The sequence below is a fragment of the Arthrobacter sp. CAN_A212 genome, assembly GCF_015752345.1.
Lineage (GTDB): Bacteria > Actinomycetota > Actinomycetes > Actinomycetales > Micrococcaceae > Arthrobacter_D.
In genome coordinates, this window is record NZ_JADOUT010000004.1 from 114,641 (window position 1) to 140,678 (window position 26,038).

Here is a 26,038-nt window from a genome sequence, read left to right on the forward strand (position 1 = left end):
GTAGTGCCTCCGGAGCCCACGACAGATACGGAGCCGGCGGAGGCTGATCCGAACAATGCAGATTCTCCGGAGTCTGGTTCTCCCGAGCCCGGTTCGACAGGGTCGGATTCCGATTCAGCTGGTCCGGATTCGGCGTGGTTGTTCTCTGAATCGTGGGGTTCCTTTCACCTGGGAGATGACCCGGATGAACGGGTCCGTTCCAGCAGTGCACCTCCCGCACTGACTGGGCAGCTTCAACTGGCGGCGGTGGGTGGTTTGGACGCCTGTCAGGCGTTGGACACGTTGAAAGACATCGACGAAGCACGGTCCTGGCTCGACGCCCAGGAAGCCAAGATTGTTACCCGGGTCCTGAACCTGCAAACCGAACAAACCCGCCACGACCCCCGAGGTTGGGGTTACGAAGCAACCCTCACCGCTAGTGAGGTTGGGGCGGCGTTGCACCTGCCGGACCGGACGGCGGGGTTCCTGGTCGAGCACAGCACCCTGTTGACCCGGTACTACCCGGCCACCCTGGAGGCATTGGAGGCCGGGAAACTCAGCCGGCGGCACGCCTGGGCCGTGGTGGAGGAAGCGACCAGCATCCCCGACACCGACCCCACAGCGACAGCCGAGTTCGAGGCTCGGCTTATTGAGGTGGCGTCCCGGACGACCGTGGTGAAGTTTCGCCAGCAAGCGAACCGGCTCCGGGAACAACTCCACCCCGAATCCGTTGCCAGCCGGCACCGTAAAGCGGTGAAGGAACGCGGGGTATTCCTGACCCCGAGCTATGACGGGATGGCCTGGCTCGAAGCCTACCTACCGGTCGATCAGGCTGCCGGGATCTTCCACCGCGTCGACACCGCCGCCCGCGCATTCCAAGGCCCCGACGAACCCCGGACCCTCACCCAGTTACGCGCCGACGTCCTCACCGATGTCCTGACCAGCGCAGGCGCCACCGGCCACATGAGCGTAAGCCCCGATGGCCCCGCCACCGGAGAACCCGCCACCGATGACTTCAACGGCGGCGGTGCCAGCGAACCGGATGGTCAAGTTAGCCCGGATACACCGGATGGCACGGGTGGGCTGGATGGCACGGGTGGGCTGGACGTCCGTAATGGTGCACAGGCTTACTGGGGTGTGCAGGCGAAAGTATTCGTCACCGTCCCCGTGATGACTCTCCTCGGCGGGGATACCCCGGGTGAACTCGAAGGGTACGGGCCGATCGACCCCGACACTGCCAGGAAACTCGCCGGGCACGCACCATCTTTCACGAGGATCCTCACCCACCCCTTCACCGGTGCCAGACTCGGTGCCGACGCCACCACCTACCGGGTCCCCCAAGACCTCAAGGACGCAGTCAGAGTGCGGGACCGGACCTGCCGGCACCCCGGGTGTAACCGGTTGGCGGTGTTCTGCGAACTCGACCACACAAAGCCCTGGTCACAAGGCGGGAAAACCAGCTACGGCAACCTGGCAGCACTGTGTAAACGCCACCACAAACTCAAATCCGAAGGCTACTGGCACTACCGACAACCCGAACCAGGAATGATCATCGCCATCTCACCCATGGGCGAAACCTACCTCACCCGACCAGACCCACCACCGGCACCACAGGACGACCCGCCACCCTTTTAGAGTCCTGAGCCAGACACTCTGTACTTGAGTGTTGCGGGTGCACGGCATGGGACATCCACTCGGCGCTGTACCTCTCTTCCACCTCATGGCTCCCGGGATCCGCACGTGGATCGTTGCCCACCCGCGGTTCCATCCTCACTCTTGAACGACCCCGCCGGATATCCGAACAGATGCCGAGCTTCACCCGTCGCGGCGGAATGAGGGGCGAGCACCTGCGCGGGGCATTCCTCAGAGGAGCGGGACGTGATTCCACCGACCCAGACAACGCTCGGGAAGGAGCACCCCCAAGCACTCACCCCGAACAAGCAGCAGGGGTGGTGACTATCCTCCCGGATAGTCACCACCCCTGCTGGTCTTGCATAATTGGTCAAGCAACCACAGGTGAAGCTAGACCTACTTCACGTCCTCGTCGACCCAGTCGAACGTGCGCGTGACAGCCTTCTTCCAGAGGCGCAACTGGCGGTCCCGCTCTCCTTCGTCCATTGAAGGCGTCCAGCGCTTGTCTTCGGCCCAGTTGGTTGCCAGCTCGTCGGTGTCCTTCCAGAACCCGACGGCCAGACCGGCTGCGTAAGCCGCGCCGAGGGCGGTGGTTTCGGTGACCTTCGGGCGGATCACCGGAATGCCGAGGATGTCGGACTGGAACTGCATCAGCGCATCGTTGGCGACCATGCCGCCGTCGACCCGCAGGTCCTCCATGTCCACACCCGAGTCTGCGTTCGCGGCATCCAGGACCTCGCGGGTCTGGAACGCCGTGGCCTCAAGCGCGGCACGGGCAATGTGACCCTTGTTCACAAAGCGAGTGAGTCCCACGATGGCGCCGCGGGCTTCGCCGCGCCAGTAAGGGGCAAACAAGCCGGAGAACGCCGGCACGATGTAGACGCCTCCGTTATCTTCAACGGTCTCGGCCAGCTGCTCCACCTCGGGAGCCGTTTTGATGATGCCCAGGTTGTCGCGCAGCCACTGGATCAGCGACCCGGTCACCGCGATCGAACCTTCGAGGGCGTAGACGGGCTTGGCATCGCCGAGCTTGTAGCAGACGGTGGTCAACAGACCGTTCTTGGAGTGGACGATCTCCTCGCCGGTGTTGACGATCATGAAGTTACCGGTGCCGTAGGTGTTCTTGGCGCCGCCCTTCTCGAACGCGGCCTGGCCGAAGGTCGCCGCCTGCTGGTCACCGAGGATGCCCGCCACCGGCACCTCGCGCAGCAGCTGGGATGTGTGGACGGTGCCATAGACCTCGGACGATGACTTGATCTCCGGCATCATCGAACGTGGCACTCCAAATGCCTCAAGGATTCCATCGTCCCAGGACAGGGTCTCAAGATCCATGAACATGGTCCGGGAGGCGTTGGTGACGTCGGTGATGTGCACGCCGCCGTCGGTGCCGCCGGTGAGGTTCCAGGTGACCCACGAGTCGGTGTTACCGAAGAGCAGGTCGCCGGCCTCCGCCTTCGCCCGCGCCCCGTCGACGTTGTCCAGGATCCATTTGATCTTGGTGCCCGAGAAGTAGGTGGCCAGCGGCAGCCCGACCTTCTGCTTGAACCGCTCCACTCCCCCATCAGCCGCGAGTTCGTCGACGATGGACTGGGTCCGTGTGTCCTGCCAGACAATGGCGTTGTAGACAGGCTGGCCGGTGTTCTTGTCCCAGACCACTGCAGTCTCACGCTGATTGGTGATGCCGACGGCGGCAATATCGTGCCGTGTCAGGTTCGCCTTCGACAGCGCGTTGCCGATGACCTCCCGAGTGTTGTTCCAGATTTCCATCGGGTCGTGCTCAACCCAGCCGGCCTTCGGGAAAATCTGCTCGTGTTCCTTCTGGCCTGAGGACACGATGTCCCCACTGTGATCGAAGACAATGGCCCGGCTGGAGGTGGTGCCCTGATCGATTGCGATGACGTACTTCGACATGTAGTGCTCCTCTTTGAGTATTTCCGTCGTGAATAGTCCCAGCCTGCGCGGTAGAAGGACCGAGCTGCCGGGGTGTACTGATTGTTAGCCGGTGACAGCCGGGAAGGTTATCAACATGGCGACGAGGCCGCCGAGAACGCCACCAACGAGGGGGCCAACCACTGGCACCCAGGAGTAGCCCCAGTCGCTGCCACCCTTACCCTTGATGGGCAGCAAGGCGTGGACGATCCTGGGACCGAGGTCACGCGCAGGGTTGATGGCGTAGCCGGTGGGACCACCGAGGGATGCACCGATACCCACAACGAGCAGAGCGACAGCCAATGGGCCGAGGCCCGAGGGCGTCCCTGCGAACGAAATGACCACGAACACCAGGACGAACGTGCCGATGACCTCGGTGACCAGGTTCCAGGCATTGGACCGGATGGCCGGACCGGTAGAGAACACGCCCAGCTTGTTGGCGGGGTCGGGCTCAGCATCGAAGTGCTGCTTGTATGCCAGCCAGCAGAGGAAGGCGCCAAGCATGGCGCCGATCAGCTGGGCGGCGAAATAGGCCAGCACGTTGACGAAGGTCTTGTCGATATCGGGGCCGAGCGTCGCAACATCAGAGTTGACCAGCAGGCCGACCGTCACGGCCGGGTTCAGGTGGGCGCCGGAGAGCGCAGCCACATAGACACCGGCGAAGACGCCGAGCCCCCAACCGAAGTTCACCATCAAGAATCCGCCATTATTGCCCTTGGTACCGGCCAGCGCGACGTTGGCAACGACACCTGTACCTAGCAGCAACAGCAGCATGGTGCCGAACATTTCGGCAACGAATGCTTCCAGAGACATCTTTGACTCCTTTAATTATTCATTTTTAGCGAACCCAGCCTGCGGCTGTGGCTCTCTTGCTCCCCCCGGCAACAGCTGCCGTTGGTCCTGCATCCGCTCCGGGAGCGGCAATGGTTGCGTGCCTGACAGCGGCTACGCCACCAAATCTTCGACCTGAACGTTATGCCACTGAAGCAGCACCTGCTCAGCCAGTTCTACCTCAGCCGACACTTTTTCGACGCTCCAGCCCAGCAGCGGGGCCAGCGTTTCCGCAAGCTCGTGAAGCAACTCACCGGTCACCAATCCCCGGAAGGCGATCGACGTCCGGCGGATCAGAACATCAGCCAGGTGCCCCACCTGCTCGTGCGCGACCATGTACTCCAGCTCCCGCTGGCTCAACTCACGGGTGGAGGAGAACTGACGGTCCTCCCCCGCACGCAGGTACTCGATGACATCGACGGCGCGGGTCCCGTAACGGGTCAGCAGCACCTCGACTCGCTCAGCTGAAAGTCCCGGCTCCACATGAGCGCTCACCCAGGCTTTCTCCGCGGACGGCGTCCGGGGGAATCCCTGGCCGCCGCCGATGGCGAGCCCCGCCGTCGTCGTCGTCCGTCGTTTTCCCAGGATCTCGAGCACATCGTTGGTCATGTGCTCCGAGAGGGCGCGGAAGGTGGTCCACTTGCCGCCGACCAGGCTGAGCGTGGTCACCGGCTTGGTGCCGGTGCTGTCCTGGCGCTTCTCGATCCGGTAGTCGCGTGACACGAAGCCGGGCTGGGTGTCGTCGTGCCGTGGCAGCGGGCGGACCCCGGAGAAGCTGTAGACGACGTGGTCGTGCTGGACGGTGATGGCCGGGAAGACGTGCCCGATCAGTTCGATGAAGTAGTCGACTTCCTCGGGCGTGCACACAGCGGGCTCGTCCACATCGGTGTCGATGTCGGTGGTGCCGACCAGTACCCGGTCGCCGATCGGGTAGACCAGAACAATGCGGCCGTCCGTGTGTTCGAAGAAGATCTCGCGGCCCGCGCAGGCGGCGAGCAATTCCGGGTGGTCGAGCACAATGTGGGAGCCCTTGGTGCCGCCCATGAAGGTGCTGCGTTCGCCCAGTGCGCCGTTGGTACCGTCCACCCAGGCGCCGGTTGCGTTCACGACGACGTCGGCTGCGAAGGTGAATTCCTCGCCGGTCAGTTCGTCGCGGAGGAGCACCGACTCGCCGTCGCGCCCGATCGCGCTGACATAGTTGCTGGCCCGCGCCTCTGGATTGGCGGCGAGGCCGTCGCGGAGCACGTCGAGGGTCATCCGCTCGGGGTTGTGAACCGACGCGTCGAAGTAGGTGGCCGTGTAGCGCACGTCAGGGCGCAGATCCGGGAGCTGGGCGAGGGAAGCCTTGCGGCCTGCGAACGTGTGGCGCGGCACGGCGCCGCCGTCGCGGGAAAACCAGTCGTACATGGTCAGGCCAACCTTGATCAGGAAGGCACCGCGTTCGCGGGGCTGGCCGTGCTGGCGGTGGGTGAGGAAACGCAGCGGCGCCGCCAGGATGCCCGAGAAGGTGCTGAAAATGGGGATGGTGGTCTGGAGGGGCTTGACGTAGTGGGGCGCGGTTTTCAGGAGTGCGTTCCGCTCGACCACTGATTCGCGGACCAACCGGAACTCACCGTTTTCGAGGTACCGGATCCCGCCGTGGATCATGTGGGATGACGCCCCCGATGCGCCCTGGCAGTAATCTCCCCGCTCTACGAGCGCGACGTCGACGCCCTGCAGCGCAAGGTCGCGGAAGGTTCCTACGCCGTTGATTCCGCCACCAATGATGAGGACAGACGCTCGGGGGGTCTCCCTGAGGCGTGTCACCCCTGCTCGCTCAGCGGGTGTGCTTGTGGCACCTTTGCCGGTAGCGGACTCAGCCAAAACATTCTCCTCAACAGTCTGCACGCTGCACTGGATCCGCAGCCGTTCCACCTATTCTTGAAATGCTGGGAATAATAGTCAATGGTGATGCACATACGTGCAGATGTGACGGAGGATTTGGCTATGAACGTTCGACCCGAGGCTGAAAGGCCCGACCCCGCTGCACAATCTTCCGCTGAGGACTTGAAGCGTTCACGGAGCGGGGACGCGCTGCGGGCAGCCCAGATGTATTACCTGCAGGACCTGACCATGAACGCCATCGCCCGGGAGCTGAGGACCTCCCGATCGACTGTTTCCCGGCTGCTGTCGATGGCCCGGGACACGGGGCTCGTGCAGATCCAGGTCAACAATCCGCTGCAGCGGGCACCGTCCCTTGAGCAACAGATCCGGCGACAGTTCGGTGTGGAGGCCCACGTGGTTCCGGTCACCGACATCGTCAGCGACTCGGAGGTGCTGGACCGGGTGGCGATCCAGGCGGCCCGGACCATCGGACCGCTGGTCGATTCGAACGCCATCATCGGCGTCGCCTGGGGGTCCACCCTCAGCGCGGTCAGCCATCACCTGACCCGCAAGGTCACGCATGACAGCACCATCGTGCAGCTGAACGGCGCCGGCAACACCCAGACCACCGGGATCACCTACGCCAGCGAGATCCTGCGCCGGTTCGGCCAGGCCTACGGCGCCCGAGTGGAGCAGTTCCCCGTACCGGCCTTCTTCGACCACGCAGAAACCAAAACGGCCATGTGGGCCGAACGCAGTGTCTTGCGCATCCTCGACCTGCAGAGGCGGATGACCATGGCCATCTTCGGGGTTGGCTCCATCGACGCCAACATTCCCAGCCACGTCTACTCCGGTGGATATCTGGACGACGACGATCTGCGTGCGCTGGATGAGCACCAGGTGGTGGGCGACGTCGCGACCATGTTCTTCCGCGCCGACGGCACCCACAGCGACCTCCTCCTCAACCAGCGGAGCACCGGCCCTGAGCTGGATCTGCTCCGGCAGGTACGACGGCGCATCTGCGTGGTGTCGGGGGAAACCAAGATCAACGGGTTGCGCGGGGCGCTGGCCGCAGGGCTGGCCACGGACCTCATCCTCGACGAAGGGTCGGCGCGACGGCTGGTGCACGGCGGGTCCCGCTGAGCCAGAGCCCCTTCGGTATTGTCGAGGTATGCATAAGGCACCGAAAATCGCGCTCAACAACGGGGTACAGATCGACCAGGTTGGCTACGGTGTGTACAAGGTGCCGCCCGAGACGACGGCCGACCTCTGCGCCCAGGCCCTCGAAGTGGGGTACCGGACGATCGACACCGCCGCCATGTACGGCAATGAGGCGGGGGTGGGCCGGGCGGTCACGAATGCCGTCGACGCCGGCTGGCTGGAACGTGACGACGTTTTTGTCACCACCAAGCTGTGGAACGACAACCACGGCTACGATGCGACGCTCCGGGCGTTCGACGCTTCCCAGCAGGCACTCGGCCTGGACGACGTCGACCTCTACCTGATCCACTGGCCCTGCCCCGACAAGGACCAGTACGTTGACACCTTCCGCGCCATGGAACAGCTCTACCACGACGGGCGGGTACGGGCCATCGGGGTGTCGAACTTCCAGGTCACCCAGCTGCAGCGGCTGTTGGCGGAGACGGGGGTGGTTCCTGCCGTGAACCAGATCGAGCTGCACCCGTACCTGCAACAGGATGAGCTCCGGCAGTTCCACGACGTCCACGGGATCCGCACCCAGGCGTGGAGCCCCCTGGGCCGGGGGGCCATCCTGGCTGACCCGGTGATCGGTGGGATCGCCGCCGACCTCGACCGGACGCCAGCCCAGGTGGTGCTGCGCTGGCACGTGCAATCCGGCAATCTGGTCATCCCCAAGGCGAGCACCCGGGCCCGGATCGCCGGCAACCTCGACATTTTCGGGTTCGAACTCACTCCCGGGCAGCTCGCGGCAATCCGCGGGCTCGAACGGGACACCCGGTTCGGCTCCCATCCGGACCGGGTGAACTAACTGGTGCCTTCCCCGATAACTGTGCGCCGCCAGGCCTCGGTGGTGACCCTGACCTATCTCGGAGCCGCTCAACGCTACTGGATTTTCCCGTCCCTGGCCGTCGGCGGCACTTCGCCGACAATCTTCATGGTGCATGGTTTCAGGGGTGACCACCACGGGTTGCTCCGCATCATCGAGGAACTGCCCACGCACCGGGTTGTGGTGCCGGATCTTCCCGGCTTCGGCCAATCCGGGGCCCTCGAGGGCGTGCACGACGTCGACGCATACGCGGGGTTTGTCGGTTTCAGCCTTGCGGAGCTCGGGTTGGGCTCCGATACGGTACTGCTCGGCCACTCCTTCGGGTCGATCGTCGCGTCCCGGTGGGCAGCAGATCATCCCACCGCGATTGCCGCCCTGATCCTGATTAATCCCATCTGTGAGCCTGCGTTGGAAGGTTCCAACCGCCTGGCCTCCACCGCGGCTGCCCTGTACTACCGGGTCGGCGCTGCGCTCCCGGAGCGGTTGGGAATGGCGCTGCTGGGGAATCCACTCATTGTGCTCGGCATGAGTTCAATGATGGCGAAGACCCGGGACCGGGCACTCCGGAAGTACATTCACGGCCAGCACATCAGCTACTTCAGCAAGTACGCCAGCCGACGGGTCCTGCTCGAAGCGTTCCAGGCGTCCATTACGGGAACGGTCAGAGACAGTGCGGCGCGGCTCGCCATGCCCGTGCTGCTGATCGCTGCCGAGAAGGACGACCTCGGCTCGGTCGCCGGACAGCGTGCACTTGCCGGCCTGATCCCCCGCGCGCGGCTCGAAATCATCGACGGGGTGGGCCATCTGGTGCACTATGAGACCCCCCACGAAGCGGCCCGGCTGATCGAAAGTTTCCTGGGAGGGACACACGAATGAGGATCCTGTTTGATGCTCGGTTCACCCGTCTGGACCACCATGACGGCATCAGCCGGTATGGTGCCAGCCTCATTGCCGCCGTGGCGGAGCGGGCCGACGTGGCGATGCTCGTTTCCGACCCCAGACAGCTTGCCCTCCTGCCCGCTGTCCCCTCCGTCCTGATCACATCGCCGCTCTCCCTCCGGGAACTGTTCGTGGCCTCGACGATCAACCAGCTGGCGCCCGACGTCGTGATCTGCCCGATGCAGACCATGGGGAGCTGGGGACGGAAGTACCCGTTGGTGCTCACCCTGCATGACCTGATCTACTACCAGAACCCCCAGCCACCCGGTTTCCTGCCCTGGCCGGTCCGCGCGCTGTGGCGGCTTTACCACCTGGCCTACTGGCCGCAGCGCCTGCTGCTGAACCGGGCCGACGTCGTCGCCACCATCTCGGAGACCACCCGGGGGCTGATGCAGGAGCACCGGTTGACCAGTCGTCCGATCCGGCTGGTGAGCAACGCTCCCCAGGCGGACACCGAGGTCCGCCCCGAGGGGGTCCCACCCGGCAAGGACCTCCTCTACATGGGGTCCTTCATGCCCTACAAGAACGTCGAAACTCTGGTGGCGGGCATGAATGGTCTCGACGGGTACACCTTGCACCTGCTCAGCCGGATCACCGACGACCGGCGGACAGAGTTGGAGCGGTTGATCCCGCCGGGCCAGCGCGTCATCTTCCACAACGGCGTGACCGACGAGCGGTACCAGGAGCTGCTGCGGTCAGCGGCGGCTTTAGTGACACTCTCGCGGGCCGAGGGCTATGGCCTGCCGGTGATCGAGGCGATGGCGGCCGGGACCCCCGTGATTGCCGCCAACACGCAGATCTTCAGGGAGGTCGGTGGCGACGCCGCGCTGTATGTGGACCCCGACGACCCCTCGGCGTTCACCGCAGCGGTAAAGACCCTCGCCGCACCTGACCGGTGGGACGCGGCCTCGCATGCCGGCAAGGCGCAGGCAGGCTCCTACTCCTGGGACCGCTCAGCCGACCAGCTGCTTGAGGCTGCCGCCATCGCCACCGTCGAACACGCGGGCCGCTCAGGCCTCGGCCGACTACTCCGGCGCCAGTGACGGCTGGCAACGACCCGACGGCTGATGCTTTCCCGACGGCTGGCAACGACCCTGCGGCAGGCGCGGTCCCGACGTCCGGGGACGTCCCGACGGCCCCTGCCGAAAGAACTGACTGGAACGTGGGCCCGCTGACCCCTGATCGCTATGGCGAGGCAGCGGCCCTATGGGAGGTGACCGGGTTGACCCGGCCGTGGAATGATCCGCTCGAGGACATCCGCCGCTCCTTGGTCGGGCCGGCGTCCACGGTCCTGGCGTGTGTTGTCCAGGACCGGCTCGCTGCGACCGCGATGGTGGGCCACGACGGGCACCGGGGCTGGGTCTACTACGTTGCGGTGGAGCCCGGGCGCCGGACCTCCGGGCTCGGCCGGACGATGATGGCAGCCAGCGAACGGTGGCTCGCCGAACGAGGAGCCGTCAAGGTCCACCTGATGGTGCGGGAGTCGAACGAGCAGGTGATCAGGTTCTACGAGCACCTTGGCTACGAAAGATCGCAGGTCTCGGTGCTCGCGAAGTGGCTGCCCTAGATCGGGTCCGCAGCTTGATCAGGGCCGCCACTTGATCAGTGCCGCGGCTCGACCAGATCCCCAGCTCGATCAGGCCCGCTACTAGATCAGGTCCGCGGCATCACAGCGGATGTGGACCGGTTCGGACGTCCCCTTCGCTGACAATGACGCCTTGCGGGCCTTCAGCCAGGCGGTCGCCGCCGGTGCACTGCGGTAGCTGAAGAACAGCAGTAGCCGCTGCTGGTCAGCGCTGGAGGTCTGCGTCTCGGGTGCGTCGCGGCGCACCCCGGGTCCGGCCTGACGTCCCCCCGGGGCGCGGCCCGGCTGCGGTGCAACCGGCATGGGGCCCACGGTGCGAAGGAACAGGGCCGGATCGAGGTCGGCCGTGAACGCGGTCAGAGCTTCCCGGGACCCGGTCAGGGCGGCGAAGCGGACGGCGGGCGGCAAACCCAGTTCGGTCCGGGTGGACAACTCCCGCCCGGCAGCGCCCTGCGGATCCCAGCGCACCAGGTGACCCACCGCAGTGGAATCATCAGCGGTGATGACCACCAGGCCGCCGTCGCTCGCGGGGCGCGCGAGCAGCGATGCGGTAAACCAGCGCCGCAGGGTGTCCTCCCCAGCCCGGAGGGATTCCCGGGACAGCATCGTCGACCCGTCCAGGAGGATCACCGCCGCGTAGCCGTTCGGGGCGAGCGGCTCAGCCCCGGGCGTGGCGACGACGACGGCTGGACGGTCGGGTACTGAGTCCAGGATGTGCTCGCCGGCAGAGGAATAGACCGTCGCCCCGGGAAAGGCGCGCCCCAACTCTTCGGCGGTCCGAATGGCACCGGCGACTGTCGCACGTAACCGGTGGCTTCCGCAGTTGGCGCAGGCCCACCGTGGGTCAGGCCGTCCGCACCAGCGGCACCCGGGAGGTCCGCCCCGCCCGGTCTGGGCCAGCGGGCCGGTACACACGGTACAGCGGGCCGGTTCCCGGCAGTCCTCGCAAGCCAGTGCCGGTGAGAATCCGGTCCGTGCCACCTGCAGGAGCACCGGCCCCCGGGCCAGCCCGTCGGAGGCAGCCTTCCACGCTGCGTGCGGGATCCGTGCGCGGGCCGCCAGCGGATCGCGGGCCGTCTGGAACTCGTCCCCGGTGTGGAGTACCCGCGGGCTGCTGCGCCGGACCTCGGCGCGGTCCGCGGCGACCGACTGCGCCCAGCCAGTAGCCACCAGACGGTGCGCCTCGGTGCTTTGCGATCCGGCTGCGAGCAGCGCGGCGCAGCTCTGGAGCTCTGCCCGGAGCAGCAACACTTCGCGGGCATGTTGGTAGGGTGCCCGTTGCTCCTGGTGCAGGTCGTCGCCGTCGTCCCAGATGCAGACCAGCCCCAGGTCCTGCACCGGTGCGTAGGCAGCCGACCGGGTGCCGACCGCCACCCGTACCTGCCCGTGCAGAAGTTTCAGGAAGTTGCGGTACCGCGGCGTCGGCCCGTCCTCGGCGGTCAACCGCACCATGTTGTCGGAGCCCAGCCGCAGCGCCAGGGCGGCTTCAACCCGAGCCAGGTCCCGCTGGTCGGGGACGACGACGACGGCGCCCCGGCCTGCATGCCACACAGTGGCGACCGCCTCAGCGATTTCTGCGGGCCAGTCCCTGGCGCCGTACCCTCCCAGGCTGGTGAGGACCGCCCGGGGGCTGTGCCCCGCTGCCAGATGCCTGAGGAAGCTGGCCCCGTTGGCATAGCGGGTCAGCAGCGGTGCGGAGGGCTTCCCTGGATCGTTGTGACCTGCAAAGCTGGGCTTCTCGTCATGCTCCGGCTCGTCGGCTCCCATTTGTCCGCTGCCCGGCTGTTCCGCGACCATTTCATCGAAGCCCGCGTCCACCCGCGCCATCCGCGGTGGGATGGCGACCTTGAGGATATCGCTGACGGTCCCGGCATACCGGGCGGCGACGGCACGGCCGAGGGCCAGCACCTCGGGGGTGAGGACAGGCTGCGCGGAGAGGACCTTGCCGAGGGGCAGGAGCCGGGTGGTGCTGTCGGAGGTGGCCGCCCGGGCGACGATGAATCCGGTGAACTCCCGCCCGCTGAAGCGCACCTTGACCCGGACCCCGGGTTGGGCCGAGTCCGCCAGCTCCTCGGGGACGGCATAGTCGAACACCCGGTCCAGGTGCGCCAGCGGAGAATCGAGCAGAACCTGCGCCACCGGCAACTCTCCGGCCGGCACCGGCGCCCCGGCGGCCCGTGGTGCGGCCGGGAATCCCTGCAGCAGCGACAGCTGAACCGCCCCATGATCGCCGGCGGTACCGGCCGTCGACGAACGCGGGGTGGCGCCGGGGTGCTGCCGGGTCGCGCGTCCGCCGGAAGTGTCCCCGTTGCCGTTGCCGGGCGGGCGCGTGCTAGGCGTTGAAATAGCTCCGCAACTTGTCCACACGATCGGTCAGTTCCCAGTTGAAGCCGACGTCCTCGCGGCCGAAATGGCCGTGCGCGGCGGTCTTCTGGTAGATCGGCCGCAGCAGGTCCAGAGCGTTGATGATGCCGAGCGGACGCAGATCGAAGACTTCGCGGATGGCGGCGCCGATGGCGGCAGGGTCAACCGTCTCGGTGCCGAAGGTCTCCACGTAGATGCCCACGGGCTGGGCCATTCCGATCGCGTAGGCGATCTGGATCTCGGCGCGCTTGGCCAGGCCGGCCGCAACCACGTTCTTGGCAACCCAACGCATGGCATAGGCCGCTGAACGGTCAACCTTGGACGGGTCCTTGCCGCTAAAGGCGCCGCCGCCGTGCCGAGCCATTCCGCCGTAGGTGTCGACAATGATCTTGCGTCCGGTCAGGCCCGCATCGCCCACGGGGCCGCCGATGACGAAGTCGCCGCCCGGGTTGAGGATGTGGCGCACATTGCTGATGTCCAGCTCCGATGCCGCCAGCACAGGATCGATCACGTGGGTCACAAGGTCGGCGCGCAACTCATCGAGGTTGACGCCCTGCGCATGCTGGGAGGAGACGACCACCGAGTCCACAGAGACGGGCACATCGCCGTCGTATCCGATGGTCACCTGGGTCTTGCCGTCAGGCCGGAGGTAGTCCAGGGTGCCGTCCTTCCGGACGGTAGTCAGGCGCTCGGACAGCCGGTGGGCCAGCCAGATGGGGGTGGGCATCAGCACGGCGGTCTCGTCGCTGGCGTAGCCGAACATGATCCCCTGGTCGCCTGCCCCCTGCGCGTCGTAGGGGTCCGCGCTGGTTCCCTGGCGGTTCTCCAGCGAGTTGAACACTCCGCTGGCAATTTCCGGCGACTGCTGCCCGATGGACACCGAGACGCCGCAGCGTGCGCCGTCGAACCCGTTCGCAGATGAGTCGTAACCGATGTTCAGGAGCGTCTGGCGGACCAGTTCGGGGATTTCGACGTACGCCTCGGTGGTGACCTCGCCGGCGACGTGCACCAGCCCCGTGGTCACGAGGGTCTCGACGGCGACCCGGGACTTCGCGTCCTTCCGAAGCATCGCGTCCAGGATGGCGTCGCTGATCTGGTCGCAGATCTTGTCGGGGTGGCCTTCGGTGACGGATTCCGAGGTAAACAGGCGCAGATCGCTGCGAACGGGATTGGCTGACTTCACGTGATCACTCTACTTGGTTCGACCGACAGAATTGCGGCTTGTGTGACGGACTGTGTGACTGCTGGATGGGGTTGCTGACGGCGACGCCAACAGCACTGGCGGACCGGTGCTTGGTTAGCCTCGGCCCGTCAGAGCGGCTGCCACCCGGGCCACCACTGCGGTGGCGACGTCGGTTTTGGTACCGGCAACCTCAACTGGTTCGGCGCCGTGGGCGTCGAGGATGGTTGCGACCGTGTCATCGAGTCCGAACACCTTGCCATCGCCCACCTGGTTGAGCACCAGGAGGTCGCAGCCCTTCCGGACCAGCTTCTGGCGGGCGTGGTCGAGCGGGTCGGCGGTCGGGTCACCGGTCTCAGCGGCGAACCCCACGATCACCGGCCCCGCGCCCGCAGCGTCACGCTGCTCCACGGCTTCTCGCAGGATGTCGGGGTTGCGGACCAGGGTAATCACGGGGTCGACGCCGTCGGCGCGCTTCTTGATCTTGGTGAGCACCGGCTCGGCTGGCCGGAAGTCGGCGACGGCTGCGGCCATGATGAGGGCGTCGGCCTGTTTCGCCGCACGCAGTGTCGCGGTCCTGAGCTGTTCCGCGGTTTCGACCTGAACCAGGTCGACGCCGTCGGGAGCGGGCACCTCCACGTGGGCGACGATCAACTCCACGGTGGCTCCCTCGGCGAGGGCTGCGGCGGCCAGCGCCATCCCCTGCTTGCCCGACGAGCGGTTGCCGAGGTAGCGGACGGGGTCAATGGGTTCGCGGGTGCCACCAGCGGTGATTACCAAATGCCGGCCAACGAGCGAGCCGGGTGCCGACGCTGTGGGAGACCTGTCGTGATTGGCGCCCTCGCAGGCCGCCATCGCGGCGGCAAAGATGTCGGCCGGTTCGGGCAGCCTGCCGGCACCGGAATCGGTGCCGGTCAACCGTCCCGAGGCGGGATCGAGCACCAGCGTGCCCCGGCTGCGGAGGGTGGCAATGTTGGCCACGGTGGCAGGGTGCTCCCACATCTCGGTGTGCATGGCGGGGGCCATGAGGACCGGACAGCGGGCCATCAGCAGGGTCCCGGTCAGGAGATCGTTGGCCATCCCGGCGGCAGCGCGGGCCACCAGGTCGGCCGTGGCCGGGGCAATGACCACCAGGTCGGCGAGCTGGCCGAGGCGCACGTGGTTGACCTTGTCGACGTCGTCGAACACGCTGTTGCTGACCGGGTTGCCGGAGAGAGCCTCCCAGGTGGCGGTCCCCACGAACCTGGTCGCGGCATCCGTGGGAATGACGGTGACGTTGTGCCCCGCCTCAGTGAAGAGTCGGAGAAGGGACGCCACCTTGTAGGCGGCGATCCCTCCCCCGACTCCCAGAATTACGCGCACTTGCTCGGCATTCGGTTCGGCTCGGCTGCAATCACAAGGACGGCGAAATTACTGCTCGGTTGATTCGACCGGTGTGGCGACGAGCATGCCCTCGTTGATCTCGCGCAGGGCGATCGAGAGTGGCTTCTCGTTCAGACGGGTGTCGACCAGCGGGCCAACGTACTCGAACAGTCCCTCGTGCAGCTGGGAGTAGTATGCGTTGATCTGGCGGGCACGCTTTGCACCGTAGATCACCAGGGCATACTTCGAATCCGATGCCTCCAGCAGGGAGTCGATCGGCGGGTTGATGATGCCTTCAGGCTGTGTTGACACAAATACTCCGTAAATGGTTCAGATTGTTGGTGGGACAGCGGCTACCAGGTCACGCGCTAGCGTGCCTGAGGGCTTAGTCCCATCAGTGATACAAGCTCGTCCGCTGCGCGCTGAACACTGTCGTTGACCACCGTGTGGTCGAATTCAGGCTCAGCGGCAAGTTCTAGTTTAGCGGTTTCCAGCCGTTGCTGCTGTTCCTGCTCCGTTTCGGTCCCCCGGCCGATCAAACGGCGGACCATCTCGTCCCAGCTGGGCGGTGTCAGGAACACGAAATTCGCCTCGGGCATTGACTCCTTGACCTGCCGGGCACCCTGCAGGTCAATCTCCAAAAGCACCGATTTCCCGTCGGCCATTGCCGCGTCGACGGTACGCCGGAGGGTGCCGTAGCGGTTGCGGCCGTGGACCAGCGCCCACTCCAGCATCTGGCCCGTGGCGACCAGGTCGTCGAATTCCTCGTTGCTGACGAAGAAGTAGTGGACTCTGTCCACTTCGCCCGGCCGCGCGGGCCTGGTGGTGGCCGATACGGACAGCCAGACCTGCGGGTAGTTGTCACGGATGTAGGTGGATACGGTTCCCTTACCGACGGCCGTTGGCCCGGCGAGTACTGTCAGCCGAGGCTGCGACACGTGGTTCCTTACTTACAGGTCTGCTGCCTTGCCCCGATCAGGGCGAAGGGTCCTGCTTTGCTAGATGTTCGATCAATGCCTGGCGCTGGTGCACACCCAGCCCCCGCACGCGGCGGGTTGAGGCGATGCCGACGTCGTTCATGATGCCCGAAGCACGCACATCCCCCACGCCCGGCAACGCCTTCAGCAGGTCGAGCACTTTGAGCCGACCCACCGCGGGATCCATTGACATGCCGTTGACGACGTCGCTGACCGAGGTTTCCCCCGATTTCAGCTTCACCTTCAGATCTGCCCTGACCGCACGTGCGGCGGTGGCCTTCTCGCGCGCTTGTGTCCGTTCGGAGTCCGATAGCGGCTTCAAGCTCACAAGTGCTCCCCTGCAGTTGGCACCGTGCCGCGCTGGACGCTCGGGTAGATGCAATTCTTGTGGAATGGGCTTCCACTGAACCTATCTGTAGAGGTGGCACAAAATCAATTGCGCAGTTCCGCCGTCGCGTGCTCCGCGGCCGCCCGAAGCTTGCCGCTGTCGGGTCCAGCCCGCAGGATGCTGCGGCTCGCGCTTCCGACCACGAGGGAGGATGCGGGCCCGAACGTGTCGGCGACTTCTTTCCCGCCGGCACCCTGCGCGCCGATGCCGGGGGCAAGGATGGGTCCGTTGAGGTTCTGAAGGTCAAGGCCCAGGGTGCGCACGGCCGTGCCGGCCGTTGCTCCGACGACCAGGCCCACCGATCCCAGCCCGACGGCGTCGCGGTTCTCCCGCGCAGCCGCGTCGGCGATCAGCCGGGCCACCGCGTGACCGCTGGGTGGGGTGTTGCTGGGCCTGTCGGCCACTGGTTCGCCGGTCTGGCCCGACACTACCGCGTGCTGGATGGCGGCGCCCTCCGGGTTGGAGGTCAACGCCAGCACGAACACACCGCGTCCGGTGGCGGCCGCGAGGTCCAACGCGGGACGCAGGGATTCGAACCCCAGGTAGGGGTTGAGCGTCACCGCGTCGGCCGCCAGCGCTGACCCGTCCCGGAGCCAGGCATCGGCGTAGGCGGCCATGGTGGAGCCGATGTCTCCCCGTTTGGCGTCGGCAATGGTCAGCACCCCCTGGTCAGCGGCGTCGGCCAGCAGCCGTTCCAGGGCTGCCATTCCGGCAGAGCCGTGCCGTTCAAACAGCGCCACCTGGGGTTTGAGGATGGCCGCCGTCTCGCCGACGGCCGCCAGCACGGTCAGCGCGAAGCGTTCGCACCCTGCGGCGTCGTCGGTCAGTCCCCAGTCACGCAGCAGGGCCGGGTGCGGGTCGATTCCCACACACAGGCTGCCGCGCTCCTGCATGCGGGAGGCCAGACGGACCCCGAAGGAAGGCCTATCGTGCGGCATCGCGGGCCTCGGTTGCCGCCTGCAGGTTGGCGGCGTGTTCCTGGAGGCTGGTCACCGACCACTCGTAGGAGCGCATGGCCTCGATCGCTTGGACGGCAGCGCCGAACTCGGGGACGGTCGTGATGACCGGAAGCCCGTAGGAGGTCGCGGCCGCCCGGATCTCGTAGCCGTCGCCGCGGGCCTGACCGCCCGAGGGGGTGTTGATAATCATGTCGATGGTGCCGTCGGTGATCAGGTCAACGACGGTGCCTTCACCGTGCTCACCGGTGCCCTCGGCGATCTTGCGCACGGTGGTGGCCTGGATGCCGTTGCGGCGCAGCACATCGGCGGTGCCGCCGGTCGACAGGATCTCGAAGCCCAGATCGACGAGCCGCTTGACCGGCATGATGATCGAGCGTTTGTCCCGGTTCGCCACCGAAACGAAGACCCGGCCCTCAGTGGGGAGGGCCGCGTTGGCGGCTGACTGGCTTTTCGCAAAAGCGGTGTCGAAGTACTTGTCGATCCCCATCACCTCGCCCGTTGAGCGCATCTCAGGGCCCAGCAGCGAATCGACGACGGTCCCGTCGGGGGTGCGGAACCGGCTGAAGGGCAGGACCGCCTCCTTCACGGAAACCGGTGCGTCCAGCGGGAGGTCCCCGCCGTCGCCGCGGGCGGGCAGGAGGCCGTGCTCGCTGCGCAGTGCGGCGATGGACACCCCGGTGCCGATCAGGGCGGCAGCCTTGGCCAGCTGCACTCCGGTCGCCTTCGACACGAAGGGTACGGTGCGGGAGGCACGCGGGTTGGCTTCGAGCACATAGAGCACATCCGAGGCCAGCGCGAACTGGATGTTGATGAGCCCACGGACCCCTACCCCATCGGCGATCGCGAGGGTCGCTTCGCGCACACGTTGCAGGATGTCGGCGCCCAGGGTGATCGGCGGCAGGACACACGCCGAGTCGCCGGAGTGGATTCCTGCCTCCTCGATGTGTTCCATGATGCCGCCGAGGTACATGTCGGTGCCGTCGTAGAGGGCGTCGACGTCGATCTCGATGGCGTCCTCAAGGAACCGGTCGATCAGGACCGGGTGGGCTTCGGTGATTTCAGTGGCGTTGGCGATATAGCGGGAGAGATTCGCCTCGTCGTAGACGATTTCCATTCCGCGACCGCCGAGAACGTAGGACGGCCGGACCAGGACCGGGTAACCGATCTCGTCGGCGATCTTCTTGGAGTCCTCGAAGGACACGGCGGTGCCGTTCTTCGGCGAGACCAGTCCGGCCGCGTCGAGGACCCTGCTGAACGCACCCCGGTGTTCGGCCAGGTCGATCGCCTCGGGTGACGTGCCGAGGATCGGGATGCCGGCGTCGGCCAGTTCCTGCGCGAGCTTCAGCGGGGTCTGCCCGCCCAACTGCACGAAGACACCCAGCACGCCGCCGCTGCGGTCCTCGGCCGCAATCACCTCCAGGACGTCCTCGAGGGTGAGGGGCTCGAAGTACAGGCGGGTGGAGATGTCGTAGTCGGTGGACACCGTTTCCGGGTTGCAGTTGACCATGACTGTTTCATAGCCGGCCTCGCGCAATGCCATGGTGGCGTGGACGCACGAGTAGTCGAACTCGATGCCCTGCCCGATCCGGTTCGGACCGGAGCCCAGGATGATAATGGACGGCTTCGCGTGCGGGCCCACCTCGTCCTCCTCGTCGTAGGACGAGTAGTGGTACGGGGTGTAGGCCGCGAACTCCGCGGCACAGGTGTCAACCGTCTTGTAGACCGGGCGCACGCCGAGGGCGTGGCGGACTCCACGCACCACCGCTTCGGGGGTGTGGGTCAGAGCACCGATCTGTTCGTCGGAGAAGCCATGCCGTTTGGCCAGCCGCAGCATCTCCTCGGTGAGCGCGGGCGCCTCCCGGACGGTCGCAGCCACCTCGTTGAGCAGCACCAGCTGGTCCAGGTACCACGGGTCGATGCCCGTCGCCTGGTAGAGCTCATCGATCGTGCCACCGCCCAACAGTGCCTGCTGCACCTGGGCGAGGCGTTCGGTGGTGGGCCGCTTGGCGGCGGTGATGAGGGCCGGCACATCGATGTCCGCTGACGTGTCGAAGGACAGCTGGGAGCCCTTCTGCTCCAGGGATCGCAGGGCCTTCTGGAGTGCCTCGGTGAAGTTGCGGCCGATCGCCATCGCCTCACCCACCGACTTCATGGTGGTGGTCAGGGTGGGATCCGCCGCCGGGAACTTCTCGAACGCGAACCGGGGCACCTTGACCACGACATAGTCGAGGGTCGGCTCGAACGAGGCGGGGGTCTTCTGGGTGATGTCGTTCGGAATTTCGTCGAGGGTGTAGCCGAGGGAGAGCTTGGTGGCGATCTTCGCAATCGCGAAGCCGGTGGCCTTGGAGGCCAGGGCCGAAGACCGGGAGACGCGCGGATTCATTTCGATGACGACGATGCGGCCGGTGTCGGGTTCGATGGCGAACTGGATGTTGCAGCCGCCCGTGTCGACGCCCACCTCACGGATGATCGCGATCGAGATGTCACGCAGCCGCTGGTATTCACGGTCGGTGAGGGTCATAGGCGGGGCGACGGTGATCGAGTCACCGGTGTGGACTCCCACCGGGTCGAGGTTCTCGATGGAGCAGACAACCACCACGTTGTCGTTCTTGTCCCGCATCATCTCGAGTTCGTACTCTTTCCAGCCGAGGATGCTTTCCTCGAGGAGGACCTCCGTGGTGGGGCTGTACTGGAGACCCTGGCCCACGATGCGGCGCAGATCCTTTTCGTTGTAGGCAAGACCCGAGCCGAGCCCGCCCATGGTGAAGGAGGGGCGCACCACCATCGGGTAGCCGAGGTCGGCTGCCGCCTCGAGCGCGCCGTCGATGGAGTGGATGATCATGGATCGCGCCGACTCGGCCCCGCAACGGGCGACAACACCCTTGAACTTCTCGCGGTCCTCCCCCAGCTCGATGGCGGCGATGTTCGCGCCGATCAGTTCCACGCCGTACTTCTCCAGGACACCGTTTTTGTCCAGGGCGATGGCGGCGTTCAGTGCGGTCTGCCCGCCGAGGGTGGGGAGGAGGGCGTCGGGGCGCTCCTTCTCAATGATCTTGGCGACCACCTCGGGAGTGATGGGCTCAACATAGGTGGCATCGGCGAACTCGGGATCGGTCATGATGGTGGCCGGATTGGAGTTGACGAGGATGACCCGCAGGCCCTCCTCCTTCAGCACCCGCAGCGCCTGCGTTCCCGAGTAGTCGAATTCGGCGGCCTGGCCGATGACGATCGGCCCGGAGCCGATGACCATGACGCTTTTGAGGTCGGTTCTGCGTGGCATCTAGTTTTCTTCCTTATCGTTTGCGTCGCTGCTCAGCTGGTGACCGGACCGGGTGTCGGTCATCAACTGGATAAACCGGTCGAACAGGTACGCCGAATCGTGGGGACCGGCTGCCGCTTCCGGGTGGTACTGGACGGAGAAAGCAGGCAGGTCCAGGCAGGCCAGGCCCTCGACGACGTCGTCGTTGAGGCTGACATGGCTGACCTCGACCCTCCCAAACCGGGCCTCAGGCGCCAGGGCCGGACCGTCGAGGGGTGCGTCGACGGCGAACCCGTGGTTCTGCGAGGTGATCTCCACCTTGCCGGTGCGTCGGTCCAGGACGGGCTGGTTGATACCGCGGTGGCCGTAACGGAGCTTGTACGTGCCGAAGCCGAGGGCACGGCCCAGGATCTGGTTGCCGAAGCAGATACCGAAGAACGGGATCCGCGCGTCGAGCACCTCCCGCAGCAGGCTGACCTGGGGGTCGGCGGTTGCCGGATCGCCCGGCCCGTTGGACATGAACACCCCGTCGGGTGACTCCCGCGCCACCTCCGCGAAGGTGGACGTGGCGGGAAGGACCACCGTGCGGACCCCCCGCTGCGCGAAGTGCTTCGGGGTCATCGACTTGATCCCCAGGTCCAGGGCGGCGACGGTGAATAGTGGCTCGCCCTCCCAGCCGTTGTCGGACGGCTCCACCACGTAGCGTTCGACGGCGCTGACCTCCTCGGCCAGCCGGGCACCCGTCATCGACTCCTGGCCGAAGACCTGCGCCAGCAGTTCGGCGTCGGACCCCGATGCTGCCGGGCCGGAGAAGATTCCGGCCTTCATCGCACCGCGTTCGCGGAGGTGCCGGGTCACGGCGCGGGTATCGACGCCCTGGATGCCGACAATCCCCTGGTCCCGGAGCTGCCCGTCGAGGCTCTGCTCGGACCGCCAGTTGGAGGGGCGGCGGGCGGCGTCGCGCACGATATAGCCGGCCACCCAGATGCGGCGGGACTCGGCGTCGTCCTTATTCACCCCGGTGTTGCCGATGTGGGGGGCCGTCTGGACCACCAGCTGGCGGGCGTAGGACGGGTCGGTGATGGTTTCCTGGTAGCCGGTCATGCCGGTGGCGAAAACCGCTTCGCCCAGCGCAGTGCCCTGCGCCCCGTAGCTGCGGCCACGGAAGGTGCGGCCGTCCTCAAGGATCAGTACTGCAGCGCTCTCGGTTGCTGGCTGGCTGGATTCTGTCACGGTGTGTCCTTCATGGGGTTTTGACTCTGTGCCGGGGGGGGTGTGGGTGTTGGGAGACGGCTGAGGGCTGGCGGGGGCGAGGGCCGCGGCGGCGCCCAACAGCCCGTTGCGGTCCTGGGCCTGGCGGGTGCGGAAGCCGGTGTCGACGGGTGTCCCGTTCAGTGCCCAGGTGAAGACCACCAGGCCGTCCTTCTCGACGAATTTGCCGGCCATCCCGCGGTCCAGCCGGACGCTCCTGAGGTCGGCACGCCTGATGAACAGGTCGCGGGCGCCGCTGCGGACCACCATGATGCCCTCCTCGTGGACGCTGGCGGTCGCGTTGGATTTCACGCCCAGGCCGTGGACGGCGATCCGGTCAAGCCAGTCCCCCGCCGTCGTCGTGACCACGTACTGGCCGTTGGCGACGTACACCGGGTCGCTGAGCACCTCGGGTGCTTCGGGAGGGGCGGGGACGTCCCGCTGCCGGGCCAGGCGGCCGCGCCACCCCAGTACCCCGAGGGTGATGACGGCGGCGATGATGCCCGTGGAGAGGGCGACGGGCATTAGCCAGTCCATGTGGATTCCTCAGCTGCTGTTGGGTGCGGGGTGTTCAGGCGGCCGTCCAGCACGGTCGGGTGGCCCCGGAAAAACGTGGCGTGGACGGCCCCGGGTAGCTCCGTGCCGGCAAATGGGCTGTTGCGGCCCATCGTGGCCATTTTATCCGGATCGACTACCCATCGTGCCTCCGGATCAACGAGTGTGACGTTAGCTGCCTCGCCCTCGGCCAGTGGCCGGCCCTGGCGCTCCAGGCCGCCGATCGCTGCGGGGGTGTGGGAGGTGACGCGGGCGAAACCCTCCCAGTCCATCAGGCCGGTGTTGATCATGGTGTGCTGCACCACCGACAGTGCCGTTTCCAGCCCGGTCATGCCCATGGCGGCCTGCGCCCACTCACAGTCCTTGTGTTCGGACGGGTGGGGTGCGTGGTCGGTGCCGACGACATCGATGGTGCCGTCGGCCAGGGCCTCCCTGAGGGCCTGCACGTCTTCGCCGGTACGTAGTGGCGGGTTCACCTTGTAGACCGGGTTGTAGGTGCGCACCAGCTCATCGGTGAGGAGCAGATGGTGGGGGGTGACCTCGGCGGTGACCCTGATGCCGCGGGCCTTGGCCCAGCGGATGATCTCCACCGATCCGGCGGTTGAGACGTGGCAGACGTGGAGGCGGGACTGCACATGGTGCGCCAGGAGGACATCCCGGGCAATGATGCTCTCCTCGGCGACCGCAGGCCAGCCGGTCAGGCCGAGTACGGCCGAGACGGCCCCCTCATTCATCTGGGCTCCCTCGGTGAGCCGGGGTTCCTGGGCGTGCTGGGCGATCACGCCGTCGAACGCCTTGACGTACTCCAGCGCACGGCGCATCAGGACCGGGTCGTTGACGCACACGCCGTCGTCGGAAAACACCCGGACGCGGGCGCGCGAGTCCGCCATCGCACCGAGCTCGGCGAGCTGGGTGCCGCCGAGCCCCACGGTGACGGCACCAACCGGGCGGACCTCCACCCAACCGGCCCGGCGGCCCAGGCTGTAGACCTGTTCCACGACGCCTGCGGTATCGGCGACGGGGGTGCTGTTAGCCATGGCGTGGACCGCAGTGAAGCCGCCCCTCGCCGCGGCGCGGGTGCCGGTTTCAACGGTTTCGGCGTCCTCCCGGCCGGGTTCGCGGAGGTGGGTGTGCAGGTCTACCAGCCCGGGCAGGGCGACAAGGCCGTCGGCGTCGATCACCGTTGCCCCTGCGGCCGAGAGGCCCGGTCCGACGCCGGCGATCACACCGTCAGTGATCAGCAGGTCGGAGCGTTCCCGGCCGAGCAGCGCTGCGCCGCGGATGAGGTAGCGGGCTGATGCGTTCATCGGTGGTTCTCCTGGGTGGGGGTGGGAAGTGCCGGAGCGGGACCCGTCTGGTCCTCACCGGCGAGCAGCAGGTACAGCGCAGCCATCCGGACCGATACTCCGTTGCGCACCTGCGCCAGCACGGTGGAGCGGGACGAATCGGCTGCTGCGGCCGAAATTTCCAGACCACGGTTCATCGGCCCGGGGTGCATGATGACGGTGTGGTTGAGCCCGTGCGTATCGAGGGCCGCCAGCCGTGCGTCGTCGAACCCCCAGCGGCGGGAGTATTCGCGGGTGGAGGGGAAAAAGGCGGCGTTCATCCGTTCGGCCTGGAGCCGCAACATCATGACCGCGTCGGGGCCGGCGGCGAGGGCTTCGTCCAGGTTGTAGGTGATCCGGCAGGGCCAGTCTTCGGCTCCGACCGGGACGAGGGTGGGCGGCGCCACCAGGGTCACCGTCGCGCCAAGCGTCACCAGGAGCCACAAGTTGGACCGCGCCACCCGGGAGTGCAGCACGTCGCCGACGATGGTGACCGCCATGCCCGAGAGGTCGGACCCGTGGGAGGGGACGCCGTTGAGCTTCGCCCAGTGGCGGCGCAGGGTGAAGGCATCCAGCAGTGCCTGGGTGGGGTGTTCGTGCATCCCGTCCCCCGCGTTGATCACCGCGGCGTCGATCCAGTCCGACGTCGCCAGCCGGGCGGGTGCACCGGAGGCCCAGTGCCTGATCACGACGGCGTCCGCGCTCATCGCTTCAAGGGTCTGCGCTGTGTCCTTCAGCGACTCGCCCTTGGACACGGACGACCCCTTCACTGCGAAGGTGATGACGTCGGCGGACAGGCGCTTGGCTGCCGCTTCGAAGGAGATCCGGGTCCGGGTGGAGTCCTCGAAGAACAGGTTCACCACGGTGCGACCGCGGAGGGTGGGAAGTTTTTTTATCTCCCGCTCCCCCACTGCCGCCATTTCCTCAGCCACGTCGAGGATCCGGATGGCGTCCCACCGGGACAGGTCGCGGGTGGACAGCAGGTGCCTCATGCGGGGCCCTCGATGACAACCTCGTTGATCGGCTGGCCGTCCACGGCGTCGATTTCGGCGAGGTGGACGCGTACCTTCTCCACGGAGGAGGTGGGAAGGTTCTTTCCCACGTGGTCGGCCCGGATGGGGAGTTCCCGGTGCCCGCGGTCCACCAGGACTGCCAGCCGGACGGCCCGCGGTCGCCCCAGGTCCACGAGGGCGTCGAGGGCGGCACGGATGGTCCGCCCGGAGTACAGGACGTCGTCGACGAGCACCACCACTTTGTTGTCAATGCCCGACGGCGGCAGCTGGGTCCGCAGCGGCGAGCGGGTGGGGTGGTGGCGGAGGTCGTCCCGGAACATGGTCACGTCGAGTTGTCCGACCATGGCGGCGGGGTCGAGCGAGGATCCGGTGGCCTGGTTTTCGGCGGCCGCGATCTTGCGGGCCAGCCGTTGGGCGAGGGGGTAGCCGCGGCGTGGGATACCCAGCAGCACCAGATCGGCGGTCCCCTTGTTGGCCTCGAGGATCTCGTGGGCAATGCGGGTGAGCGCACGGTCAATATCGGCTTCGGCGAGAACGACACGCGAGAGCACATTCTCAGACTGAGGTGCAGGCATGTTCATTGGACGCTTCCTCCTTCCCCGCCTCACAGGACGGAATTTA

21 protein-coding genes and 1 pseudogene are annotated in these 26,038 nt (G+C 66.5%); 6 read left to right on the top strand and 16 right to left on the bottom strand.

What is annotated here, in order from left to right:
* The first annotated feature begins 273 nt into the window (after window positions 1-273).
* Complete coding sequence (locus tag IWX64_RS05605; protein WP_334683172.1) at window positions 274-1,614, top strand: HNH endonuclease signature motif containing protein; 1,341 nt, start codon at window positions 274-276, stop codon at window positions 1,612-1,614.
* A 393-nt stretch (window positions 1,615-2,007) separates the two neighbouring features.
* Here IWX64_RS05605 and glpK read toward each other — a convergent pair whose 3' ends face one another.
* The 3 genes from glpK to IWX64_RS05620 form a co-directional block, all read right to left on the bottom strand.
* Window positions 2,008-3,522 (bottom strand): glycerol kinase GlpK, encoded by a 1,515-nt coding sequence (gene glpK, locus IWX64_RS05610; protein WP_196866174.1) that lies wholly within the window; start codon window positions 3,520-3,522, stop codon window positions 2,008-2,010.
* An 84-nt stretch (window positions 3,523-3,606) separates the two neighbouring features.
* Entirely contained in the window at window positions 3,607-4,353 is a 747-nt protein-coding gene (locus IWX64_RS05615; RefSeq protein WP_196866175.1) for an MIP/aquaporin family protein, read from the bottom strand.
* 132 nt (window positions 4,354-4,485) lie between these two features.
* The gene (locus IWX64_RS05620) at window positions 4,486-6,234 is read right to left on the bottom strand and encodes a glycerol-3-phosphate dehydrogenase/oxidase (RefSeq protein ID WP_245345626.1); all 1,749 of its coding nucleotides are present in this window, start codon (window positions 6,232-6,234) and stop codon (window positions 4,486-4,488) included.
* Between the two features lie 183 nt (window positions 6,235-6,417).
* Between IWX64_RS05620 and IWX64_RS05625 the strand changes: the two genes are divergently transcribed.
* Genes IWX64_RS05625 through IWX64_RS05645 form a run of 5 tightly spaced genes read left to right on the top strand, consistent with a single transcriptional unit; the run spans window position 6,418 to window position 10,766 of the window.
* Window positions 6,418-7,377 carry a sugar-binding transcriptional regulator gene (locus IWX64_RS05625; protein ID WP_196866226.1) on the top strand — a complete coding sequence of 320 codons (960 nt, stop codon included), beginning with the start codon at window positions 6,418-6,420 and terminating at the stop codon, window positions 7,375-7,377.
* Window positions 7,378-7,405: 28 nt separating this feature from the next.
* On the top strand, window positions 7,406-8,242 hold the full coding sequence (locus IWX64_RS05630) for an aldo/keto reductase (protein WP_196866176.1): 837 nt from the start codon (window positions 7,406-7,408) through the stop codon (window positions 8,240-8,242).
* 3 nt (window positions 8,243-8,245) lie between these two features.
* Window positions 8,246-9,136: an alpha/beta fold hydrolase gene (locus IWX64_RS05635; protein WP_334683173.1), complete on the top strand. Its 891-nt coding sequence runs from the start codon at window positions 8,246-8,248 to the stop codon at window positions 9,134-9,136.
* Window positions 9,133-10,242 (top strand): glycosyltransferase family 4 protein, encoded by a 1,110-nt coding sequence (locus IWX64_RS05640; RefSeq protein ID WP_196866177.1) that lies wholly within the window; start codon window positions 9,133-9,135, stop codon window positions 10,240-10,242. Before IWX64_RS05635 ends, IWX64_RS05640 begins: the two co-directional genes overlap by 4 nt.
* Window positions 10,239-10,766 (top strand): GNAT family acetyltransferase, encoded by a 528-nt coding sequence (locus tag IWX64_RS05645; RefSeq protein ID WP_312883976.1) that lies wholly within the window; start codon window positions 10,239-10,241, stop codon window positions 10,764-10,766. Before IWX64_RS05640 ends, IWX64_RS05645 begins: the two co-directional genes overlap by 4 nt.
* Before the next feature lie 81 nt (window positions 10,767-10,847).
* On the opposite strand, the gene IWX64_RS05650 is transcribed toward IWX64_RS05645, so the two are convergent.
* From IWX64_RS05650 to pyrR, 13 genes and pseudogenes are all read right to left on the bottom strand, one after another.
* Window positions 10,848-13,151 (bottom strand): primosomal protein N', encoded by a 2,304-nt coding sequence (locus tag IWX64_RS05650; protein ID WP_334683174.1) that lies wholly within the window; start codon window positions 13,149-13,151, stop codon window positions 10,848-10,850.
* Window positions 13,117-14,331, bottom strand: a complete 1,215-nt coding sequence (gene metK, locus IWX64_RS05655; protein ID WP_196866178.1) for a methionine adenosyltransferase — start codon at window positions 14,329-14,331, stop codon at window positions 13,117-13,119. Before metK ends, IWX64_RS05650 begins: the two co-directional genes overlap by 35 nt.
* A 114-nt stretch (window positions 14,332-14,445) precedes the next feature.
* Entirely contained in the window at window positions 14,446-15,690 is a 1,245-nt protein-coding gene (coaBC, locus tag IWX64_RS05660) for a bifunctional phosphopantothenoylcysteine decarboxylase/phosphopantothenate--cysteine ligase CoaBC (protein WP_196866179.1), read from the bottom strand.
* A 48-nt stretch (window positions 15,691-15,738) separates the two neighbouring features.
* The gene (rpoZ, locus tag IWX64_RS05665) at window positions 15,739-16,002 is read right to left on the bottom strand and encodes a DNA-directed RNA polymerase subunit omega (RefSeq protein ID WP_019482806.1); all 264 of its coding nucleotides are present in this window, start codon (window positions 16,000-16,002) and stop codon (window positions 15,739-15,741) included.
* A gap of 56 nt (window positions 16,003-16,058) precedes the next feature.
* Complete coding sequence (gmk, locus tag IWX64_RS05670) at window positions 16,059-16,628, bottom strand: guanylate kinase (protein WP_196866180.1); 570 nt, start codon at window positions 16,626-16,628, stop codon at window positions 16,059-16,061.
* A 37-nt stretch (window positions 16,629-16,665) separates the two neighbouring features.
* Entirely contained in the window at window positions 16,666-16,995 is a 330-nt protein-coding gene (mihF, locus tag IWX64_RS05675) for an integration host factor, actinobacterial type (protein ID WP_196866181.1), read from the bottom strand.
* 104 nt (window positions 16,996-17,099) lie between these two features.
* A complete protein-coding gene (pyrF, locus tag IWX64_RS05680; RefSeq protein WP_196866182.1) occupies window positions 17,100-17,993 on the bottom strand; it encodes an orotidine-5'-phosphate decarboxylase in 894 nt (297 codons plus the stop codon).
* Window positions 17,980-21,294 carry a carbamoyl-phosphate synthase large subunit gene (carB, locus tag IWX64_RS05685; protein WP_196866183.1) on the bottom strand — a complete coding sequence of 1,105 codons (3,315 nt, stop codon included), beginning with the start codon at window positions 21,292-21,294 and terminating at the stop codon, window positions 17,980-17,982. Before carB ends, pyrF begins: the two co-directional genes overlap by 14 nt.
* Window positions 21,295-22,506 (bottom strand): glutamine-hydrolyzing carbamoyl-phosphate synthase small subunit, encoded by a 1,212-nt coding sequence (gene carA / locus IWX64_RS05690; RefSeq protein ID WP_196866230.1) that lies wholly within the window; start codon window positions 22,504-22,506, stop codon window positions 21,295-21,297. It abuts the gene before it with no gap.
* 114 nt (window positions 22,507-22,620) lie between these two features.
* A pseudogene (locus tag IWX64_RS17260) lies at window positions 22,621-23,061 on the bottom strand (PH-like domain-containing protein); the annotation flags it as partial.
* On the bottom strand, window positions 23,049-24,386 hold the full coding sequence (locus IWX64_RS05695; RefSeq protein ID WP_196866184.1) for a dihydroorotase: 1,338 nt from the start codon (window positions 24,384-24,386) through the stop codon (window positions 23,049-23,051). The pseudogene IWX64_RS17260 and the gene IWX64_RS05695, both read right to left, overlap by 13 nt.
* Window positions 24,383-25,396, bottom strand: a complete 1,014-nt coding sequence (locus IWX64_RS05700) for an aspartate carbamoyltransferase catalytic subunit (protein ID WP_196866185.1) — start codon at window positions 25,394-25,396, stop codon at window positions 24,383-24,385. The genes IWX64_RS05695 and IWX64_RS05700 overlap by 4 nt, the downstream gene beginning before the upstream one ends.
* Window positions 25,393-25,992, bottom strand: coding sequence for a bifunctional pyr operon transcriptional regulator/uracil phosphoribosyltransferase PyrR (pyrR, locus tag IWX64_RS05705; RefSeq protein ID WP_196866186.1), 600 nt, complete (start codon window positions 25,990-25,992; stop codon window positions 25,393-25,395). The genes IWX64_RS05700 and pyrR overlap by 4 nt, the downstream gene beginning before the upstream one ends.
* Window positions 25,993-26,038 lie beyond the last annotated feature (46 nt).

What these genes read in the sequence shown, in the direction of transcription:
- glpK (WP_196866174.1), bottom strand. Translation starts at nt 3,522, where the DNA reads ATGTCGAAGTACGTCATCGCAATCGATCAGGGCACCACCTCCAGCCGG.
- IWX64_RS05615 (WP_196866175.1), bottom strand. Translation starts at nt 4,353, where the DNA reads ATGTCTCTGGAAGCATTCGTTGCCGAAATGTTCGGCACCATGCTGCTG.
- IWX64_RS05630 (WP_196866176.1), top strand. Translation starts at nt 7,406, where the DNA reads ATGCATAAGGCACCGAAAATCGCGCTCAACAACGGGGTACAGATCGAC.
- IWX64_RS05640 (WP_196866177.1), top strand. Translation starts at nt 9,133, where the DNA reads ATGAGGATCCTGTTTGATGCTCGGTTCACCCGTCTGGACCACCATGAC.
- pyrF (WP_196866182.1), bottom strand. Translation starts at nt 17,993, where the DNA reads ATGCCGCACGATAGGCCTTCCTTCGGGGTCCGTCTGGCCTCCCGCATG.
- carB (WP_196866183.1), bottom strand. Translation starts at nt 21,294, where the DNA reads ATGCCACGCAGAACCGACCTCAAAAGCGTCATGGTCATCGGCTCCGGG.
- IWX64_RS05695 (WP_196866184.1), bottom strand. Translation starts at nt 24,386, where the DNA reads ATGAACGCATCAGCCCGCTACCTCATCCGCGGCGCAGCGCTGCTCGGC.
- IWX64_RS05700 (WP_196866185.1), bottom strand. Translation starts at nt 25,396, where the DNA reads ATGAGGCACCTGCTGTCCACCCGCGACCTGTCCCGGTGGGACGCCATC.
- pyrR (WP_196866186.1), bottom strand. Translation starts at nt 25,992, where the DNA reads ATGCCTGCACCTCAGTCTGAGAATGTGCTCTCGCGTGTCGTTCTCGCC.